Source organism: bacterium, from assembly GCA_035380285.1.
Classification (GTDB): Bacteria; Auribacterota; Erginobacteria; order Erginobacterales; family DAOSXE01; genus DAOSXE01.
In genome coordinates this window covers 1-16,557 of the sequence record DAOSXE010000025.1, presented here as the reverse complement: position 1 = coordinate 16,557, position 16,557 = coordinate 1, and the positions used below count along the sequence as shown (strand labels likewise).

Genomic DNA, 16,557 nt, shown 5'->3' with positions numbered 1-16,557 from the left:
CCCCGTTCAGAGTAGGCTCAGGTAACGGTTGTCGTCGTCGACCAGTATGATCCGGGGCCGGATGGGCTCGTCGGTCAATTCGAACCCCATGATGATGACCCGGTCGCCGACCTTGATCCGGTGGGCGGCGGCGCCGTTCATGCAGATCATCCCGGAACCGCGCTCGCCCTTGATCACGTAGGTCTCGATCCGGGCGCCGTTGGTGTTGTCCACGACCAGGACTTTTTCCCCTACCATCAGCCCCGACCGCTCGATCAGGTCCTCGTCTATGGTCACGCTCCCGATATAGTCGACGTTGGCGTCGATCACGGTGGCGTTGTGTATTTTGGAGCGGAGCATCCAGCGCATTTTTTTCTCCAAATCGTTCCGGGGTAGGTAAAATAGCAAACCGCAAGGCGGGCGGTCAACCGGCGAAAACCGGAAAGGAGACGCCATGGACTGGCTGAGCGAGGCCGGGCGGCTGGTGGTGGCCTGGGCGCTGATCCTGGCGGGGCTGGCGGGGAGTTTCATCCCTTCCCTCCCGGGCCCCCCCCTGGTCTTCGCCGGGGTCCTGGTCTACTGCCTGCTCTCCGGGTTCTCTCCCGTCGGGTGGTTGAGCCTGGCGGTCATCGGGGCGATCGGTGCGCTGGCCCAGGTCCTGGATTATCTGGCTTCGGCCGTGGGGGCGAGGAAGTTCGGGGGATCGGCCTGGGGCGCCTGGGGGTCAATCCTGGGGGGGATGGCGGGGATTTTGCTCGGTTCCCTTCCCGGGCTCCTGGTCGGGGTCTTCGCCGGCGCCTTTCTCTTCGAATTTATCTTCGGCGGGCGCGGGGCCCTGCTCTCGCTCAAGGTCGGCGGGGGCAGTCTCCTCGGCTTTCTGGGGGGGACGCTCATGAAGATCGTTTTCAGCCTGGCCATGGCCGGGATATTCCTCTTCGAACTCCTCGCAGGAGGCTCGTAAGCCCGGCGGCGGCATTGCGGGATTGACGGCGGCACCGCCCCTCTATATTATGTCACGGTTGTTTTCCGGCCCCGTAGGACCGCACAGGAACTGAGACAGCCCGGGCTAACCCCGGCGCAGGCAATCCCGCAAAGGAGGACGACGATGGGAAACCTGAAGTATAAAGATTTCATCTGCACCCAGGAATGGGCGAAAGAGGACCTGGACCGGGTCTTGAAACTCGCGTTCGAGATGAAGCAGGACCGCTTCGGCTCCAAATACCTCGACATCCTCTTCCGCAAACAGTTCTTCATGTTCTTCTACAATCCTTCGGTCAGGACCCGGCAGTCCTTCGAGGCCGCCGCCACCGAACTGGGCGCCCACGCTCAGTTTCTGGAACCCAAGAGCATGCGCTTGAAGACGGCCAAGTCCGCGGGAGAAACCGTGGAGGACGCCGCCCAGGTCATGGACCGCTACGCCGCCGGACTGGGAATCCGCATCCTCGAGGATAAGATCGCCGCCTACGGCCAGGGGGACGATCTCCTCCGGGAATACGCCAAATGGGCGAAGATGCCCGTCATTTCCATGGCCCACGACAAGTTTCACCCGTGCCAAGGTTTGGCCGACGTCATGGGCTGGATCGAATGGCTGGCCCCGCAGGGCAAGCTGGCGACCGGTACGCTGGCCACGACCTTCGACCCCGACGCCCTCAAGGGGAAGAAGCTGCTTCTGACCTGGGCCCAGGGGGCTCTCTGCCGTTCCCTCTGCTCGGTTCAGGAAGCCATTCTCATCGGCAGCCGCTACGGCATGGACGTGACCGTGGCCCATCCCGAAGGTTACGATCTCGACCCCGAGGTCGTCGCCGCCGCCAAGATGAACTGCGAAACCAACGACCGGACCTTCGAGGTCACGCACGACTCCGCAGCCGGGTACGACGGGGCGCACGTCGTCTACTCCCGCAACTGGATGAGCCCCGAGGCCTACCGGGACGGAGAGCTTCGGAAGCAGGAAGAGATCGAAAAGGCGCTGGGATATCGGGGCTGGACCTGCACCGCCGAGAAAATGGCCGCGACGGACAACGGCATCTACACCCACCCGATGCCGATCGACCGCGGTTCGGAAGTGACCGACGAGGTCGCCAGCGGGCCCAATTCCTGTATCTACGATGTCGCCGAAAACCGTCTCCACGGGCAGAAAGCGGTCATGGCCGCGACCATGGCCGGTTTCCTCGATTGACGGGCGATCGACCCCTAACCAAGCGGAGAAAGTAAGATGGCAAGAAAAACAGTCGTAGTCGCCCTGGGCGGAAACGCGATCAAACAGGCCGACGAAAAGGGAACCGCGGAAGAACAGCGCCGCAACGTGGCCATCACCTGCGAGCAGCTGGTCAAACTGTTGAAAAAGGGTTACCGCCTGGTCATCACCCACGGGAACGGCCCCCAGGCCGGCAACCTGCTTATCCAGCAGGAAGCGGGCGCGGGGGAAGTCCCGCCCCAGCCTTTGGATATCGTGGGGGCCATGACCCAAGGCCAGATCGGGTATATGTTTCAGCAGACGCTGCAGAACATGCTCTGGCGGGAAAAGCTCCCGATCCCGGTCGCCGCGTTGGTCAACCAGGTGCTGGTCAGCGAAGACGATCCCGATTACCAGGACCCGAGCAAGCCGGTCGGCCCCTTTTACACCAAGGAAGAAGCCGCGAAGATCAAGGCCGAGCGCCCCGACTACATAATCAAGGAAGTCAAACCCGCCAACGTTGAAAAACGTTTCCGGCGGGTGGTGCCGTCGCCCGATCCTCTGAAGAATATCGAATACGACGCCGTGCGGCGGATGGTCAACTCCGGGATCATCGTCGTCTGCTCGGGCGGGGGCGGCGTTCCCGTCATCTATCGGGGCGACGACCTGGAGGGAACCGCGGCCGTGATCGACAAGGACAAGGCCGGGGAAAAACTGGCCGAAGTGGTGGGGGCGGATAAATTCCTCATCCTCACCGACGTCGACCACGCCAAGATCAACTTCGGCTCGCCCGAGGAAAAGAACGTGGAGTGCATCACCTACTCGGCAATGAAGAAGCTCTACGACCAGGGACATTTCAAGGCCGGGAGCATGGGCCCCAAGGTCCTCGCCTGCCTGCGCTTCCTGGCCTGGGGCGGACAGGAATCCATCATCACCAGCCTGGATAAGGCCGTGGACGCCCTGGCCGGCAAGTGCGGGACCAGGATCATCCCGGACCCCGTCTGCTGAGCCGGGTACCCGGCGGCTTTCGCCCCGGCGGCCCGGGCTCGGCCCGGGCCGCCGGGGACAACCTCCAGCCCATTTCACCACGGAACGCAGCGATGAGCTTTGCAATCGGTTTGACATGTATTTCCTGCGGCAGGACCCAGAAGATCGAAGGCATGCAGTACGTCTGTCCGGACTGCGGAGGGAACCTGGACGTCGAGTACGACTACGAGGCCGTCGCCCGCCGGCTCACCCGGGAAAGCCTGGCCCGCGACGACGACCGTTCGGTCTGGCGGTATTGGGACCTGCTCCCCCTCCGCGACCGCTCCCACGTTATGCCCATCCAGATCGGCTGGACCCCGCTTTACCCCGTCCGCCGGCTCGGCCGGAAGCTGGGGATGGAGAAACTCTATCTCAAGGACGACGGCCGCAACCCCAGCGCCTCCTTCAAGGACCGGGCCAGCTCCGTCGCCGTCGGCAAGGCCCTGGAACTGGGTTTCTCCGTGATCGCCGGGGCCTCGACCGGCAACGCCGCCTCCTCCACCGCCTGTCTCTGCGCCAGCCTGGGGATCTCCCCCACCATCTTCGTTCCCAAGGCGGCGCCCAAGGCCAAGATCGCTCAGTTGCTGGTTTTCGGGGCCCGGGTGTTCGCGGTCGACGGCAGCTACGACGACGCTTTCGATCTCTGCACCGAAGTCTGCCGGGAGTACGGATGGTATAACCGCAACACCGGGTACAACCCCTACACCCGGGAGGGTAAAAAAACCGTCTCCTACGAGATCTGCGAACAACTGGGATGGAACCCTCCCGACGCCGTGCTGGTCCCGGTCGGGGACGGCAACATCATCAGCGGCGTCTGGAAAGGTTTCAAGGACCTGCTGGCGGTGGGGCTGATCGACCGTCTTCCCCGGATCATCGCGGTGCAGTCGGAAAAAAGCGGGGCCATCGTCGACGCCCTCCCCGCCGGGCGCGAAATCCGGCCGGTCGCCGCCACCACCATCGCCGACAGCATCTCCGTCGATCTCCCCCGCGACGGAGCGGCGGCCGTGCGCGCGGTCCGGGAATCGGGGGGGACGGGCGTCCTGGTCGGCGATGAATCCATTCTGGAGGCCATCGTCGAAATCGCCCGGGGCGCGGGAGTTTTCGCCGAGCCCGCCGGGGCCACCGCCTACGCCGGCTTGAAGAAACTCCGGGAAACCGGCGGCGTCGGGCCCGGAGAAACCGTGGTTTTTCTCGTCACCGGCAACGGACTCAAGGACGTGCAGTCGGCGATGAAGGCCGTCGGCGAACCGACGCCGATGGCCCCCAGCCTGGAACGGTTCAAGGAGTACATGAGCAAGGAAGGATGAGATGCGCAAGGATTTGATCAGCATCGCGGATTTTTCCCGCGAGGATATCTGCCGGTTTTTCAGCTTGGCGGCCGTCCTTAAAAAACAGCGCCGGGACGGGGTCCGGCATCCCCTCCTGGAGGGCAAGGTCATGGCCATGATCTTCGAAAAGCCTTCCCTGCGCACCCGGGTGACCTTCGAAACCGGAATGTTCGATCTGGGGGGGACCGCGATCTATCTCTCCCCTTCCGACATCGGACTGGGAAAGCGCGAATCGGTCAAAGATACTGCCGAAAACCTGGAGCGCTGGGTCCACCTGATCATGGCCCGGACCTTTTCCCACCGCGCGGTGGAAGAACTGGCGGACTCCTGCTCGATCCCGGTTATCAACGCCCTCACCGATCTGCTTCATCCCTGCCAGGTCCTGGCCGACCTGTTGACCGTGATCGAACATTTCGATCTCGACCCCGCCGACCCCGACTTCGGAGGCATCGATTTCGCCTTCATCAGCGACGGGAACAACGTGGCCAATTCCTGGATCAACGCCGCCGGCGTTCTCGGTTTTTCCTTCACCATTTCCTGTCCGGAAGGATACGACCCCGACCCCGGGATCTGGGCCGAGGCCGAAAAACGGGGAGCCGCCCTGGCGTCCGTCCGGGACCCCCGGGCGGCGGCGGCGGGCAAGCGGGTCATCTATACCGACACCTGGGCGAGCATGGGACAGGAGGCGGAGGCCGAGAAACGGCGGAGAGTGTTCATGCCCTATCAGGTGAACGGGGAACTGCTGGCCCTGGCGGACCCCGGGGTGAAGGTTCTTCATTGCCAGCCCGCCCACCGGGGTTGGGAGATCACATCGGAGGTGATGGACGGCCCCCATTCGATCATCCTGGACGAAGCCGAAAACCGGCTCCATATCCAGAAAGCCATCATGGTCGAATTAGCCAAGGCGGCCGGGGTCGCCTGATCAGGACCCCGAACCGGGGGCGGGGGCCGGAGGCGGAGTTTCCCGGGTCCGGGTCTCGATGATCTTGACCGGCGTTCCCTCGCGGAGATTGTCGAGAAAGGTCAGGATGACCAGGTCCCCGGAAACGACTCCGGAAAAAATCTCGCGGCCGTCGCCGACCAGGGGGCCCGCCCTGACCCGCTGCAGGTGAGCCCGTCCCTCCCGGGCCACCCAAACCCGATCGTCCCCGGACCGAACCCCCTCCACCACGGCCCGGGCGGGAACCACAAAAGCGGCTCCGCGGCCCGGGGCCGAGAGGAAGGTCACCGAAAACGCCCCTTCCCAGGCGCTCTCCGTTTTCATCCCCTCCGGGCGGACCTTGACTTCGAGTTCCCCATCGGCGCCGGGAATGGGGGCGGCGGAGACCACGGTTCCGGCCAGTACCCGGCTTTCGGCGGCGCCGGTTCGGACGAGCGCTTGAGAACCGGGGCCGATCCATTCGGCTGCGGACGCCGGCAGGTTCAAAACCAGGACCGAACCCGCGGGAGAGGCTACCCGCAGCACCATTTCCCCGGGCGAAACCCGGTCCCCCCGCTGAACCGGACGGGAAACCACCAGGCCGGCGAAGGGGGCCCGGATCCGGCAGTCTTCAAGTTGCCGGAGGAGCGGGCTTCGATCCGGCGAACCCTCTTCCACCCCCGAAGCATCCAGGGCCTCGAGCTTCAGGCGGATCGGGTAGGAATCGAGGGAAGCCAGCTCCTCCCCCTCCTCCACCCGGGCGCCCATATCGACCCGGATATCCTCGATCCGGCCGCCCAGGGGAAATGAGAGATCGGAAACGCGCCCCCACTCCCACCGCGCCGGGTAGGTCCTCCCCGAAACCGCCCCGGAAGGAACCCGGAAGACTCTTACCGGCAGCGCTTCCGCGGCGCTTTTTTCCCCCCTTCCGCAGCCGAACACCACGGGCAGGAAAAGCAGTACCGCCGCCCGGCCGACGACCGGTGCCGAAGGGCGCATAAGCGTCGATATCAATCGAGCTGGCGCAGAACCCGCACTTCGTGGGTGCCGACGATCTCGAAACTGGGGGCGTACTGGTTGTTGTTGCGGTAGCCTTTAAAGGTGGCGGTGTATTTCTTGCCTCCCATTTCGATGAGATAATCGGCGCCGACCCGGCAGTTTTCGTGCAGGATTTCCTGGGCGGTGTGCATGGTTCCCTCCTTCCCCTTCGGGGGACGATCTCCCGTATCTTCTTCCCGTTCCTTATTCCAATTCCAGTCTCAGCTGACGTTCCAGCCCGCAGACTTCTTCGCCCAGCGCGGTCAGGCGAATTCCCCGGGCCACCCGTTTTTCCTTGGCCAGGTATCCCTTTTTCTCCAGGGCCTGTATGGCCTTGTGAACGGTGCCGGGGTTGGGGATATCCAGCGCCTCCTGGATCTCCTTGACGGTGGGCGGATAGAGGTTGCCATGGATAAACTCGAAAGCGAACGCCAGCACCCGATTCTGCAAATCGGTCAGAGGAAGCCTGATCTCAATACCCATGGCTACGGTATCTCCTTGCCGTTATGTTACCAATTTATTGCCCGCAGAGGCCGGGGTCAACCGTTTTTTAACTATTTTTTTCCCGAAAAGATCGCCGCGGGAGGCGTCCGGAAAAAAGTCTGCTCTGGCGGGAAGCGGGAGTTTCGACTATAATTCGCCCGTCAACCAACAAAGGGAGCGCGCGCCCGTGAAGGAACACACCGGTTCCGGCAATATCGTCGCCTATTGCCTTCTCTTCATCAGTTTCATCCTTCTCCTGGGGATATTCTACATCGCCCGCTCCATTCTCATTCCCTTCGCCATCGCCGGGCTCCTGGCCTACATCCTCTACCCCGCCATCGCTTTCATCCACCAGATCAAGCTTCCCGGGATCAAAAAACGGATTCCCTATTCCATCTCCGTCTTTCTGGTCATCGCCATCCTCCTGGCCATGATCGGCACCCTGGGGTTCTTCCTGGTCGGTCAGGCCAACAGTTTCGCCAATTCCCTTCCCGGCTACCTTTCCCGCCTTCAGGGATACATCCACGACTTTTCCCAAACCTACGACCGGCTGACCCAGCGGTTGAGCGAAATCATCCCCGGCTTGACTTTTTCCGGCAACGAACCGGTCAGTTTCTCCAGGCTGATCAGCGGGCTGATCAGCCGGCTCTTCAATACCATTCTTTCCCTGATCGGGATCTTCTCCAATATCCTCATCGTCCTCTTCATGCTGGTCCTGATCCTGGTGGACGCCCCGAATTTCAAGGAAAAGCTGATCAACGCCTGGGGAATCGGGAACCGGAGGCAGGCGGGAAAACTCGTCGTCGAACTGACCCGGAGCATCCGGGATTTCCTGCGCATCCGGACTCTGATCAATCTGGGCCTGGCCGTGGTCATGACCGGGGTGTTGCTCCTGCTGGGCGTGGATTACGCCTATATCTGGGGGCCGCTGACCGGGTTGCTCAACTACATCCCCTACATCGGCGCGGTCGTGGCCGCCCTCCCTCCGATCCTGGTGACCCTGGCCACGCACGACACCCTGACCATGCCCATCGTCGTCGCCCTATGCTATCTCGTCATTCAGAACATCGAGGGGAACTACCTCAGTCCCCGCATGATCGGGGACAAGGTCGATCTCAACAGTTTGACCGTCCTGCTCAGCCTGATCGTCTGGGGGTTCATCTGGGGGCCGATCGGAATGATTCTCTCCACCCCCCTGACCACCTGCTTCAAGATCATCTGCGACCACGTGGAGCTGCTGAAGCCGATCGGCGTGCTCCTGGGGGGGACCAGGGCCGGCCCGGGGACGGAGTACGGGAGCTGATGGGACGCACTCCCGGCAGCGGCGCCGTCATCGCCGGCCTTACCGTCGGCATCTCCGCGGCCTACTATCTGGCCTCCCTTCTCCCCGGCATTCCCCAGCCGGGCGCGGCGGTATACCAGTTCATCCTGGCGCTGGTCCTGATGTTCGCCGTTCCCGCCGCCATCATCCGCCGGACCGGAATGGGGAACCTGGCCGATTACGGATGGAAAAAACCGGTGCGCGGACGCGAACTCGCCTGGCTGGCGGTCGGGGTTCCGGCGGTTCTGACGATCTCCTGGTTTTCGGCGGATCAAGCCGATTTCCGCGGCTTCTATCCCCTCTTCGGCAAGGAATTCCCGCTCAGCGGAGCCAATATCCTCCTGGTCGTGCTCCTGGAGATTTCCTACCTGCTCTATTATATCGGTTGGGAATTTCTCTACCGCGGATTCGCCCTCTTCGGGCTCAAACGCGCCTGGGGCCTGGTCCCGGCCATGGTTTTTCAAGCCGCGGTGTCGGGAGCGATGCATCTGCATAAGCCCGCGGCCGAACTGGCGGCGTCGTTCCCGGCGGGGGTTGTCTTCGGCCTGGCGGCACTGCACTGCCGTTCCCTGAGGCCGGTGATCGTCTGTCACTGGCTGCTGGGGGCTTCGCTCGATCTCTTCATCCTTCTGCGGCCCTGAAATCCGTCCGCCGGGAGGGGAGAAGGCGCCGGTTCCGGGAAATCAGGCCTCCCCTCCGGCCTCCGTCTCCAGCCCGGCGCGGGGAAGGGTCAGGCGCCCCGCCAGAATCACCAGTCCGGCCAAAGCCATCCCGGCCAGGACGTCGACCACGTAGTGGTAGCGGAGGTAGACCGTGGAACAGATCAGAAGCATGACGACGGGCAGGTAGGCGCGGGCCAGGGGGCGAAACCAGCGGAAGGCCAGCCAGAGGGTGACCAGCGGGATCTCGGTGTGCCCGGAGGGGAAGCAGTCCCGGGGACAGGCCTCCATGAAATAAATCGCGGAGGCGAGCCGCTCCCGGCACCAGATGCCGCAGAGAGGAACATCGTGAACGACGGTGAAGCGGGGGCCGACGGCGGGGACGGCGAAATATCCCAGATAGGACAGCACGTAGCCGAGGGCGATCACCCAGACCGCGTGCTGAAAGGCGAGGCGGCGGCGCTGGAGGAAGAGAACGAGCAGGAGGACGACGGGGAGGAAGTAATTGGTGGCATACACGATCTGCATGAATTCGGTCAGACCCGGAACGGTGATCCGCTGCAGCCAGACGGTGGGATCGGTGCCGAACAGGAAACGATCGGCGGCGATCAGCCAGCCGTCGCGGTCGACCAAAAAACCGGGGTTGCGGTCGGAGTTGACCAGGAAATGAACCATATGGTAGCCGAAAAGAACGAGCGGGAGGGGTAGCCAGTTTCGAACCGTCCTCAGCACCCCGGACCCGGGGAAGCGTTCCTGGAGGAGGACCGTCGCGGCCAGAAAAGCGAGGGCGGACGTCACCGCCCCTTCCAGGGGAAGCCAGCCGGGGATCCGCTCGTGAAAGTAAAGGATGAACAGGAAGAGGTAGACCAGGTAGCCGGTCATGGCGGCTTCGGCGTAGCGGGTGTACTCCGACGGTTTCATCCGCGTTCCGGATGAGGGAGGACGGATACGGGGACGGCGGTCATTCTATGAACAGCGGAAGGGCGGGGTCGAACTCCTGCGCCCGGATCGAATATCCCGATTCGCCGTCCGCGACCCGGACGGCGGGGACCGGCTTCCCCTCCTCCTGCCATGCCCGCAGCGGGGGTTCGCGGAAGACGCCGAAGGCGGTTTCCAGGTTCAAAGCGCCGTCCGCGTCCACCGAAACGCTTTTCACGCCGGCGAAATCGAAGGCCGCCGCCGCCGGGTCGGCGCCGGGCGAGATTTCCAGCCGCGGTCGCGGACTGCCTTCGCGGAAGACATACCGGAGGTCGACCCCGGGCCAGATCCGGCGGTAAACCACTTCTTCGTACGTGGGGATGCCGGTCCTCCACTCCGTCTGCGGGCCGATGAAGTAATTGATCTTTCCGGGCAGCTCCTTTTCCCCCGCGGCCGACGCCGCCGGATCGGCGCCCCGGAGACGAAGCCGGAAAACCAGCCGTTCGAAGCTCGGCGGAGCCGTACCGTCTTTTCCCGGGAGGGCGTCGGTTTCCTCCCCGGGTTCGGTGGGGGCAACCTCCCGGATGAAATCGTAGACCATTCCTTCCCCGGTCAGGAAAACGTTTCCCCGGCGCCCCTTGAAATAAAAATCCACGTCCTCGGGGTATTGGCCGGTGTTGCGGATGAAGAAGGGCTTCACGTTCCCCAGCGACTGCCGAGCCGCCGCTTCCGAAAGGACCGGGGCCGGAGTCGGGACGGGTCCGGCGGCAGGGGACCCGGCCAGAAGGGGAACCAGCCAGAGCCACGCGCTCCCGATCACCGTCCCGCCCTCCTCACAGGCCCTGGATTTCCCGGTCCTTGGGGTAGGACACGGAATACTTGTAGGAGATCTCCCGGGAAGCTCCCGGGGGAACGTCCAGGCTCCATTTCATCAGCCCCGGGCCCTTCCCCTCCCATTCCGGCAGGGGCCGGGGCTCGACCTCGTCCATCTCCACCTTGATTTCGGCCGTCTGGGAGACCGGTACCTGGTCGACGACGTCGATCCGGGCGGAGGCGCGGGTGAAGTTTTCGACCTTGATCAGATACGCGTATTCCCGGTAAGCGGTGTCTCCCCGGAAGAGCCCTCCCTGGCGGGTTTCCTCGGAAGAAAGCGTGCGTTCGACCTTGACCCGGTCGTCGACCCCGAGGTCGAGCCGGCTCTCCTGGCCCGGGGTCGCCCCCTCGAACCGGGATTTGCCGATGAAGTCGTCGCCGTTGAAGACGTTGATTTCCCCGGGCAGGTAGGGAGCGTCCCCGTCGTTGACGAAACGGGCCTGCAGGTACACCGATTCCGAGAGCCGGGGAACGGCCAGGTAGGAGAACGTCCCCGGGAAAACGCGCCGGGCCAGCATCATCCCGTGGAACTGCCCGTCGGAAGGGATGTCCTGGGCGCGGGGCACCTGGAAAGAGACGGCGGCGCCGGTCTCGACCGCGACCGCGTCCTCGAAATCGGCCGCGGCTTCCTCCAACTCCGCCCCGGCGAAAGCTTCCTTGGCCATGAGTGCCCTGCCCTCGGACCTACGGTACATGGCTCCGGGAGCGGCCGAAACCTGGGGTTGAAGGAAGCGGATATACCAGGGCCGGGGCTCGGGCGGGGTTCCCCCCACCAGGGGCCGGGCGGTGGAGAGGGCCAGGTCCACCCCTTCCCAGTTCTCCCCGCTCGACTGCCGGACTTCGGCGCGGCAGTCGAGCGCCACCCGCCCCGCGGCCAGATCGGCGCGGGCGTCGTACACGGGCCGCCACAGGGCGCCCGGCACCATGTAGAGGAGCTCGAGTTTGAAGAGCCCGGGGGCGTCGGCTTCGATCGAAACCGTCACCGTCTTTTCCCGGCGCGAAGCCGCAGCCGGCCCCTGGATCTGGCGCAGTTCTTCCTCGACCGCGGCGATCTCCTTCCCGATCTTCTCCCGGTCCCGCTCCACGGCGACCGTTTTCTCCCCGATCGAGCCGGCCGACGAGCCGATGAATTCCAGCACCCCTTGCAACTGTTCCGGGGACGGAAGGGCCGCCGCCTTCTCCCCGGGGCGGACGGTGGCGAGAAAGGCGAGCTGAAGGGCCAGGGCGTCGAGCTGTTTTTTCAGCTCTTCCCGACGGTTCCGCAGGACTTCCAGCCTGGTTTCCAGTTTTTCCACCTCCTGGCGGCGGGGATTTTCCAGGAAAACGTTCTCGACGGCGATGCCGGTGATGGTAGTTTTCCCGGCGCCCAGCCCCCGGACTTGAACCGAATCGTCCATCAACGAGGGGGAGAGTCCCCGCAGGCGCAGTTCGGACGCCCCGGCGGGCACGGAAATTTCGGCATGGCGGGTAACCATGGCCGCCTGGCCGTAGACCGTGACCCGGGCGATGGGCGCGTCGACTTCCATCGGAAAGGCCGCCTCCGAAGCCGCCGCCAGCAGCATTGAAAACCCGATAACCGCCGCCGTTTTCATCCGCGCAACTCCTGTCTTGGTTGAGGTGACAACTAGTGTATAGTATACACGACCTTGCGGCGCCGGAGCCACCAATGAAATGGAGAGACCATAAACGGATCGCGGCCGAAATGGCGGAAAGTTTCGGCCTGAGCTATTTCGAACCGGAGATGGTCGAAGGGTCGGTGGAACCGGACAAGCGCCGAACCGTGGTGCACGTCTGGAAGCGCGCGCGGAAAACCACGCGGCACCGGATGTACCAGGCCCGGCGGGCCTATCTGAAGAACAACCTTTCCCGGTGCGCCCGGTTTCTCGGGATCGTCTCCCATTTCATCACCGACGGGATGGTTCACGGAAACATGGACCGGTTTTCCCATTCCGAGGACCACTCCACGGTCGAAGGGGACATCGGGGCCCGTTCCGATTTCACCGCCAAGCCCGCCGACACGATCGGGGAAGGGATTATCGACGGGGAGTTCGCTTTCCAGGAAATCGACGCTTTGGTCAAGGAAGGGCTTTCCCCGCTCACGCTCAACCGGGCCCTTTCCGTCCTGGGGGGGGCGGTCTTGAGCCCGGCCGCGCCGCCGCCCCAGGTGGTCAAAAGCAACGCCAACTTCACGGCCCGGATCCGCGGTCCTTTCTTCCGCGCCGCCGGCGGTGCGGCCCTGCTGGCCGCGGCCGGAGGAGGAGCCTACTTCAGCGACCCTCTCTGGGCGGTCCTGGCTCCTTTCGGCCTGCTGGCGGCGGGGAACGCGTTCTGCTTCCGCATATTAGCCTCCTGGGGGTGGGCCGCCGCGGGGGCGGCCGCCCTGGGTTTCGTCTATACCCTGGACGAGGCCCCGCAATGGAGCCGCCTGCTCCTCACCGGGCTGGGAGCCGCGCTCTGGCTGCGCCTGCGCTTCACCCCCGACCTGGCCCGGTGGGCGGTGCGGTGGTATAACATGCCCGAAACGGCGGGAAAACCGGGAAAGGGGGCCGAGGGGTGAAACGACGAAGCCTGGACATCCTCAGGGAACGGGGCGCGGTCGTACCCCTCCCCGAAAGCGTCGAAATCGCGCCCGAGGTCGACCTCGACCGGATCGACGCAGCCGGGCTGGTCATCCACCCCGGCTGCCGCCTCCGCGGCGCCCGGACCGCGATCGGCCCCGGGGCCCGGCTCGGCCAAGACGGTCCGGTTACCCTTCTCGACTGCCGGCTGGACCGGAACGTCACCCTGGAAGGCGGATCGTTTTCGGGTGCGGTCTTCCTCGAAGGCGCGCTGGTGGGCCCCGGAGCCCATGTCCGCCCGGGAACGCTCCTGGAAGAAGGCTCCCGCGCCGGACACGCGGTGGGCATGAAACAGACCGTTCTCTTCCCCTTCGTCACCCTGGGCAGCCTGATCAATTTCTGCGACGTCCTCATGGCGGGAGGAACCGGGAGCGGAAACCACAGCGAAGTCGGCTCCTCCTACATTCATTTCAACTTTACCCCCGCCCAGGACAAGGCCACTCCCTCCCTGCTCGGGGACGTCCCCCGGGGCGTGATGCTGAATCAGGCGCCGATCTTTCTCGGCGGCCAGGGGGGGCTGGTCGGGCCGGTGAGGATCGGCTTCGGCACGACCATAGCGGCCGGGGTCGTCCGGCGCCGGGATTTCCTTCCCGGCGGAAAACTGCTTTTCGGAGGATCGAGGGCCGGAGGGGAAAAGGATTTCGACCCCGCGGTTATGGGGGACATTCTCGCCCGGGTCCGGAAAAACCTCCACTACCTGGCCAACCTTTTCGCCCTGCGGCGGTGGTACCTGGACGTGCGCATCCCCCGTTTCGGGGCCGACCCCCGGACGCGAGCGGCCCTGGCGGGAGCGGTCGAACTCCTCGACTCCGCAATCGCGGAACGGACCAAGCGGCTGGGGGAACTGGCCGATAAATGCTCTCTTTCGGCCGCCCGGATCGAAGACCGCGATTCCCCGGCCCGCAAGGGTCAACTGTCGTTTTGTTCCAACTGGGGGCGGATCCGGGATATCCTGGCGGGCCAGGCTTCTCGGGAAGGCGATCCGCGCGCCCGGGACGCCTTCCTCGCCGAATTCGAAGGCGCTCCCGTCGCGGCCGGCTACGTCGCGGCCGTCCAGGCGCTCTCCCCGGCCGCGGCCGCGGCCGGAACCGCCTGGCTGCAGGGAATCGTCGAAACCGTCGAGATCGAGGCCGCCGCCCCCCTGGAAAGCTGATTCCGGGGACCGGCAGGGGGGAGTGGAACGGGAGGGGAGCCGGCCCGGGCCGTCAACGCATGAGAAACGGCGGAAGTTCGACCGGGCGTCCCCGGCCGGGAACGGGGAGAGCCTGGGGATCGTGGGGGATACGAAGACCGCGTTCCCCGCGGCGGTCCCGGTAGAGATAAAGATAGCCGTCCTCCCCCACCTCCAACCGCAGCCAGGGCAACGGATCCCGGGCCGCTCCCAGCACGGGATTGCCCTCGAGGTCGTAGAGGGAATGGCAGCGGCGGCAGACGAAGGCGCCCCGTTCGTCCTTGGCCGGGTAGAACGTGGGCCCCCCGCGCAGCGTGCAGATGGAGGAGATGGCGTAGATGCCTTCTTCGTCGGAGACCAGGAAAGCGTCGTAGAAGATCAGGTGGCGGACGGTTCCCGGAGGGTAATCCGCCGGCCGCCCCAGCTTGAAGACGGGAGGCCGGGCGAAACCGGGCGGGGCGGCCAAGAATATTCCCGCCAAGACCGCGGCCGGCAGCGCTTTTTTCATCCCCCCTTCAGACCCGGGCCAGGTATTTATGGAAATCGAGGGCCAGCGCCTCCGTGGGTCGGCCGTCCCGTTCCACCTCGAGAAGACGTCCGCGGTCGAAGGCCACCGTTTCCCCCCGGCGGTATTCCCCCCGGATGGAACCGTCGTAGCAGATCAGGCGCAGGTGCCCCCGGGTTTCACCGCCGGCGAAGACGACGTCTTCCAGGTCCAGCACGATGGGGAGATAGCAGGAGTGGGAATCGTCGGCGACCGTTCCCCGCCCCTCCACCCCGTCCCGAACCAGGCGGACCCGGTCGCGGCCGCCGAGCGGAGCGTCGGCGACGTTTTCGTACACGAAGAAGGGGCAGATCAGGAAACCTTCGTGGTAGGTCCGAATCGGCCAGTACTTCCCGAACTCGAAAACCTGCCGGGAAGGGTCGCGGACCAGTTCGCGGATACGCTCGATCACCCGGGCGTTTTCTTCCATGGAGCCGGCGAAGATGACGTCGAAATCCATGTCCGCTTCCTCGATTTTCCCGTAGGCGAGGGAGCCGGTCACCCCCATCTTCTCCCGGGGGAAATCGAAGAGAGCCGAGGTTTTTTCCACCCACTCCCCCACCACCGGGTGCAGGGCGGTGCATTCGATCAGGGAATGGTGGGGATCGAAGTATCCGAGAAACTCCTCGAGGGGAAACTCCAGGGTGAAATCGGCCACCAGCGGTCGGGGCCGGGAAGGGTCGAGCCGGGGGTCGATTTCGTAATGTTTGACGATCTGGACGTCGTTGAGAATGGCGACATGCTCCCCTCCCACCCAGGCCTTGTGCATGGCCTCGTATCTGCGCCCCCAGATATCGGCGGTGCCCTCGGGGGTGGGATAGTAGATGATCTTGCCGATGAACTCCCCGGGGTGGGGATGGTAGTACCCATGGGAAAAAACGAAGCAGCCGTCGCGGCGCAGGAAGTAGACCGAATCCTTGACTCCCCCCGTCAGCGTTTCCAGGGGGACCAGAAACTTATTCATCATCGTATCGAAGGTGTCCGTCATCTTCGTACTCCTTCATGACCGTTCGCACATCAGGCCGGGGGGCCGTCGGTTCGTTCGCCGATCTTGCGGATGTTGTCCCAGAGAGTGACCAGGGCCGCCGTATACCGCGCCCCGGCGGCGGGCTTGATTTCCACCATCCGGGCGTTCATCCGCAGAATGTCGCCGTTGAAATATTCTCCGCGGAGGGCGCCGTCGTAAATGACGAGGGGAAGCCGCTCCCGGCTCTCCGGGCCCACCCGGACGTCCGCCATTTCCAACAGCGGCGGCATATACACGGTGTGGGTATCGTCGGCCACTACTCCTTCCACCTCGACGCCGTCGCGCAGCACCTCGACGGCGAAATCGGCCAAGGGGGCCTCGGCGGGATCGGCGTAGGTGAAAAAGGGGCAGATAAGGACGTCGGCTTCGTAAAACCGCATCGGCCACCACCGTCCGAACTCGACCACCATTCTTTCGGGAAGCGACGAAAGCGACCGGATCGTGCGGTAGACCCGGAGGTTGTCGGCCACGCTGCCCCGG

General features: G+C 64.5%; 19 protein-coding genes. 9 read left to right on the top strand and 10 right to left on the bottom strand.

Annotated features, from left to right (window positions below; translation table 11 throughout):
• Positions 1–6 precede the first annotated feature (6 nt).
• Positions 7–348 carry an aspartate 1-decarboxylase gene (locus PLZ73_09800; protein ID HOO78169.1) on the bottom strand — a complete coding sequence of 114 codons (342 nt, stop codon included), beginning with the start codon at positions 346–348 and terminating at the stop codon, positions 7–9.
• Between the two features lie 85 nt (positions 349–433).
• Here PLZ73_09800 and PLZ73_09795 point away from each other — a divergent pair, with 85 nt between their 5' ends.
• The 5 genes from PLZ73_09795 to argF all read left to right on the top strand — a co-directional run bounded on the left by PLZ73_09795 (position 434) and on the right by argF (position 5,428).
• The gene (locus PLZ73_09795; GenBank protein ID HOO78168.1) at positions 434–940 is read left to right on the top strand and encodes a DUF456 domain-containing protein; all 507 of its coding nucleotides are present in this window, start codon (positions 434–436) and stop codon (positions 938–940) included.
• Between the two features lie 144 nt (positions 941–1,084).
• Entirely contained in the window at positions 1,085–2,155 is a 1,071-nt protein-coding gene (locus PLZ73_09790) for an ornithine carbamoyltransferase (protein HOO78167.1), read from the top strand.
• Between the two features lie 36 nt (positions 2,156–2,191).
• A complete protein-coding gene (gene arcC / locus PLZ73_09785) occupies positions 2,192–3,160 on the top strand; it encodes a carbamate kinase (protein HOO78166.1) in 969 nt (322 codons plus the stop codon).
• Between the two features lie 92 nt (positions 3,161–3,252).
• The gene (locus tag PLZ73_09780; GenBank protein ID HOO78165.1) at positions 3,253–4,485 is read left to right on the top strand and encodes a threonine synthase; all 1,233 of its coding nucleotides are present in this window, start codon (positions 3,253–3,255) and stop codon (positions 4,483–4,485) included.
• 1 nt (position 4,486) lies between these two features.
• Positions 4,487–5,428: an ornithine carbamoyltransferase gene (gene argF / locus PLZ73_09775; GenBank protein HOO78164.1), complete on the top strand. Its 942-nt coding sequence runs from the start codon at positions 4,487–4,489 to the stop codon at positions 5,426–5,428.
• Here argF and PLZ73_09770 read toward each other — a convergent pair whose 3' ends face one another.
• Genes PLZ73_09770 through PLZ73_09760 form a run of 3 tightly spaced genes read right to left on the bottom strand, consistent with a single transcriptional unit; the run spans position 5,429 to position 6,946 of the window.
• On the bottom strand, positions 5,429–6,424 hold the full coding sequence (locus tag PLZ73_09770) for an HlyD family efflux transporter periplasmic adaptor subunit (GenBank protein ID HOO78163.1): 996 nt from the start codon (positions 6,422–6,424) through the stop codon (positions 5,429–5,431).
• Positions 6,425–6,435: 11 nt separating this feature from the next.
• Positions 6,436–6,615, bottom strand: a complete 180-nt coding sequence (locus PLZ73_09765; protein HOO78162.1) for a hypothetical protein — start codon at positions 6,613–6,615, stop codon at positions 6,436–6,438.
• A gap of 52 nt (positions 6,616–6,667) precedes the next feature.
• Positions 6,668–6,946 carry a hypothetical protein gene (locus tag PLZ73_09760; protein HOO78161.1) on the bottom strand — a complete coding sequence of 93 codons (279 nt, stop codon included), beginning with the start codon at positions 6,944–6,946 and terminating at the stop codon, positions 6,668–6,670.
• Between the two features lie 187 nt (positions 6,947–7,133).
• On the opposite strand from PLZ73_09760, the gene PLZ73_09755 reads away from it, so the two are divergent.
• Together PLZ73_09755 and PLZ73_09750 are read left to right on the top strand one after the other, a co-directional pair.
• Positions 7,134–8,249: an AI-2E family transporter gene (locus PLZ73_09755; GenBank protein HOO78160.1), complete on the top strand. Its 1,116-nt coding sequence runs from the start codon at positions 7,134–7,136 to the stop codon at positions 8,247–8,249.
• Positions 8,249–8,908, top strand: coding sequence for a CPBP family intramembrane metalloprotease (locus PLZ73_09750; GenBank protein HOO78159.1), 660 nt, complete (start codon positions 8,249–8,251; stop codon positions 8,906–8,908). Before PLZ73_09755 ends, PLZ73_09750 begins: the two co-directional genes overlap by 1 nt.
• A gap of 42 nt (positions 8,909–8,950) precedes the next feature.
• On the opposite strand, the gene PLZ73_09745 is transcribed toward PLZ73_09750, so the two are convergent.
• The 3 genes from PLZ73_09745 to PLZ73_09735 are packed head-to-tail and all read right to left on the bottom strand — an operon-like array spanning position 8,951 to position 12,309.
• A complete protein-coding gene (locus tag PLZ73_09745) occupies positions 8,951–9,847 on the bottom strand; it encodes a phosphatase PAP2 family protein (protein HOO78158.1) in 897 nt (298 codons plus the stop codon).
• Positions 9,848–9,887: 40 nt separating this feature from the next.
• A complete protein-coding gene (locus PLZ73_09740) occupies positions 9,888–10,664 on the bottom strand; it encodes a hypothetical protein (GenBank protein HOO78157.1) in 777 nt (258 codons plus the stop codon).
• 13 nt (positions 10,665–10,677) lie between these two features.
• Complete coding sequence (locus PLZ73_09735) at positions 10,678–12,309, bottom strand: mucoidy inhibitor MuiA family protein (protein ID HOO78156.1); 1,632 nt, start codon at positions 12,307–12,309, stop codon at positions 10,678–10,680.
• 74 nt (positions 12,310–12,383) lie between these two features.
• On the opposite strand from PLZ73_09735, the gene PLZ73_09730 reads away from it, so the two are divergent.
• Both PLZ73_09730 and PLZ73_09725 read left to right on the top strand, forming a co-directional pair.
• Positions 12,384–13,274 carry a zinc dependent phospholipase C family protein gene (locus tag PLZ73_09730; protein HOO78155.1) on the top strand — a complete coding sequence of 297 codons (891 nt, stop codon included), beginning with the start codon at positions 12,384–12,386 and terminating at the stop codon, positions 13,272–13,274.
• Entirely contained in the window at positions 13,271–14,488 is a 1,218-nt protein-coding gene (locus PLZ73_09725; GenBank protein HOO78154.1) for a UDP-N-acetylglucosamine pyrophosphorylase, read from the top strand. The genes PLZ73_09730 and PLZ73_09725 overlap by 4 nt, the downstream gene beginning before the upstream one ends.
• Positions 14,489–14,540: 52 nt before the next feature.
• Here the strand turns inward: PLZ73_09725 and PLZ73_09720 are convergent, their stop codons facing one another.
• From PLZ73_09720 to PLZ73_09710, 3 genes are all read right to left on the bottom strand, one after another.
• Positions 14,541–15,014, bottom strand: a complete 474-nt coding sequence (locus PLZ73_09720; protein HOO78153.1) for a hypothetical protein — start codon at positions 15,012–15,014, stop codon at positions 14,541–14,543.
• Positions 15,015–15,021: 7 nt separating this feature from the next.
• A complete protein-coding gene (locus PLZ73_09715) occupies positions 15,022–16,038 on the bottom strand; it encodes a hypothetical protein (protein ID HOO78152.1) in 1,017 nt (338 codons plus the stop codon).
• 29 nt (positions 16,039–16,067) lie between these two features.
• On the bottom strand, positions 16,068–16,557 hold a 490-nt coding region (locus tag PLZ73_09710; protein ID HOO78151.1), incomplete at its 5' end, for a hypothetical protein.

What these genes read in the sequence shown, in the direction of transcription:
- PLZ73_09760 (HOO78161.1), bottom strand. Translation starts at nt 6,946, where the DNA reads ATGGGTATTGAGATCAGGCTTCCTCTGACCGATTTGCAGAATCGGGTG.
- argF (HOO78164.1), top strand. Translation starts at nt 4,487, where the DNA reads ATGCGCAAGGATTTGATCAGCATCGCGGATTTTTCCCGCGAGGATATC.
- PLZ73_09800 (HOO78169.1), bottom strand. Translation starts at nt 348, where the DNA reads ATGCGCTGGATGCTCCGCTCCAAAATACACAACGCCACCGTGATCGAC.
- PLZ73_09770 (HOO78163.1), bottom strand. Translation starts at nt 6,424, where the DNA reads ATGCGCCCTTCGGCACCGGTCGTCGGCCGGGCGGCGGTACTGCTTTTC.
- PLZ73_09750 (HOO78159.1), top strand. Translation starts at nt 8,249, where the DNA reads ATGGGACGCACTCCCGGCAGCGGCGCCGTCATCGCCGGCCTTACCGTC.
- PLZ73_09765 (HOO78162.1), bottom strand. Translation starts at nt 6,615, where the DNA reads ATGCACACCGCCCAGGAAATCCTGCACGAAAACTGCCGGGTCGGCGCC.
- PLZ73_09720 (HOO78153.1), bottom strand. Translation starts at nt 15,014, where the DNA reads ATGAAAAAAGCGCTGCCGGCCGCGGTCTTGGCGGGAATATTCTTGGCC.
- PLZ73_09715 (HOO78152.1), bottom strand. Translation starts at nt 16,038, where the DNA reads ATGACGGACACCTTCGATACGATGATGAATAAGTTTCTGGTCCCCCTG.
- PLZ73_09735 (HOO78156.1), bottom strand. Translation starts at nt 12,309, where the DNA reads ATGAAAACGGCGGCGGTTATCGGGTTTTCAATGCTGCTGGCGGCGGCT.
- PLZ73_09795 (HOO78168.1), top strand. Translation starts at nt 434, where the DNA reads ATGGACTGGCTGAGCGAGGCCGGGCGGCTGGTGGTGGCCTGGGCGCTG.
- PLZ73_09745 (HOO78158.1), bottom strand. Translation starts at nt 9,847, where the DNA reads ATGAAACCGTCGGAGTACACCCGCTACGCCGAAGCCGCCATGACCGGC.
- PLZ73_09790 (HOO78167.1), top strand. Translation starts at nt 1,085, where the DNA reads ATGGGAAACCTGAAGTATAAAGATTTCATCTGCACCCAGGAATGGGCG.
- arcC (HOO78166.1), top strand. Translation starts at nt 2,192, where the DNA reads ATGGCAAGAAAAACAGTCGTAGTCGCCCTGGGCGGAAACGCGATCAAA.
- PLZ73_09780 (HOO78165.1), top strand. Translation starts at nt 3,253, where the DNA reads ATGAGCTTTGCAATCGGTTTGACATGTATTTCCTGCGGCAGGACCCAG.
- PLZ73_09730 (HOO78155.1), top strand. Translation starts at nt 12,384, where the DNA reads ATGAAATGGAGAGACCATAAACGGATCGCGGCCGAAATGGCGGAAAGT.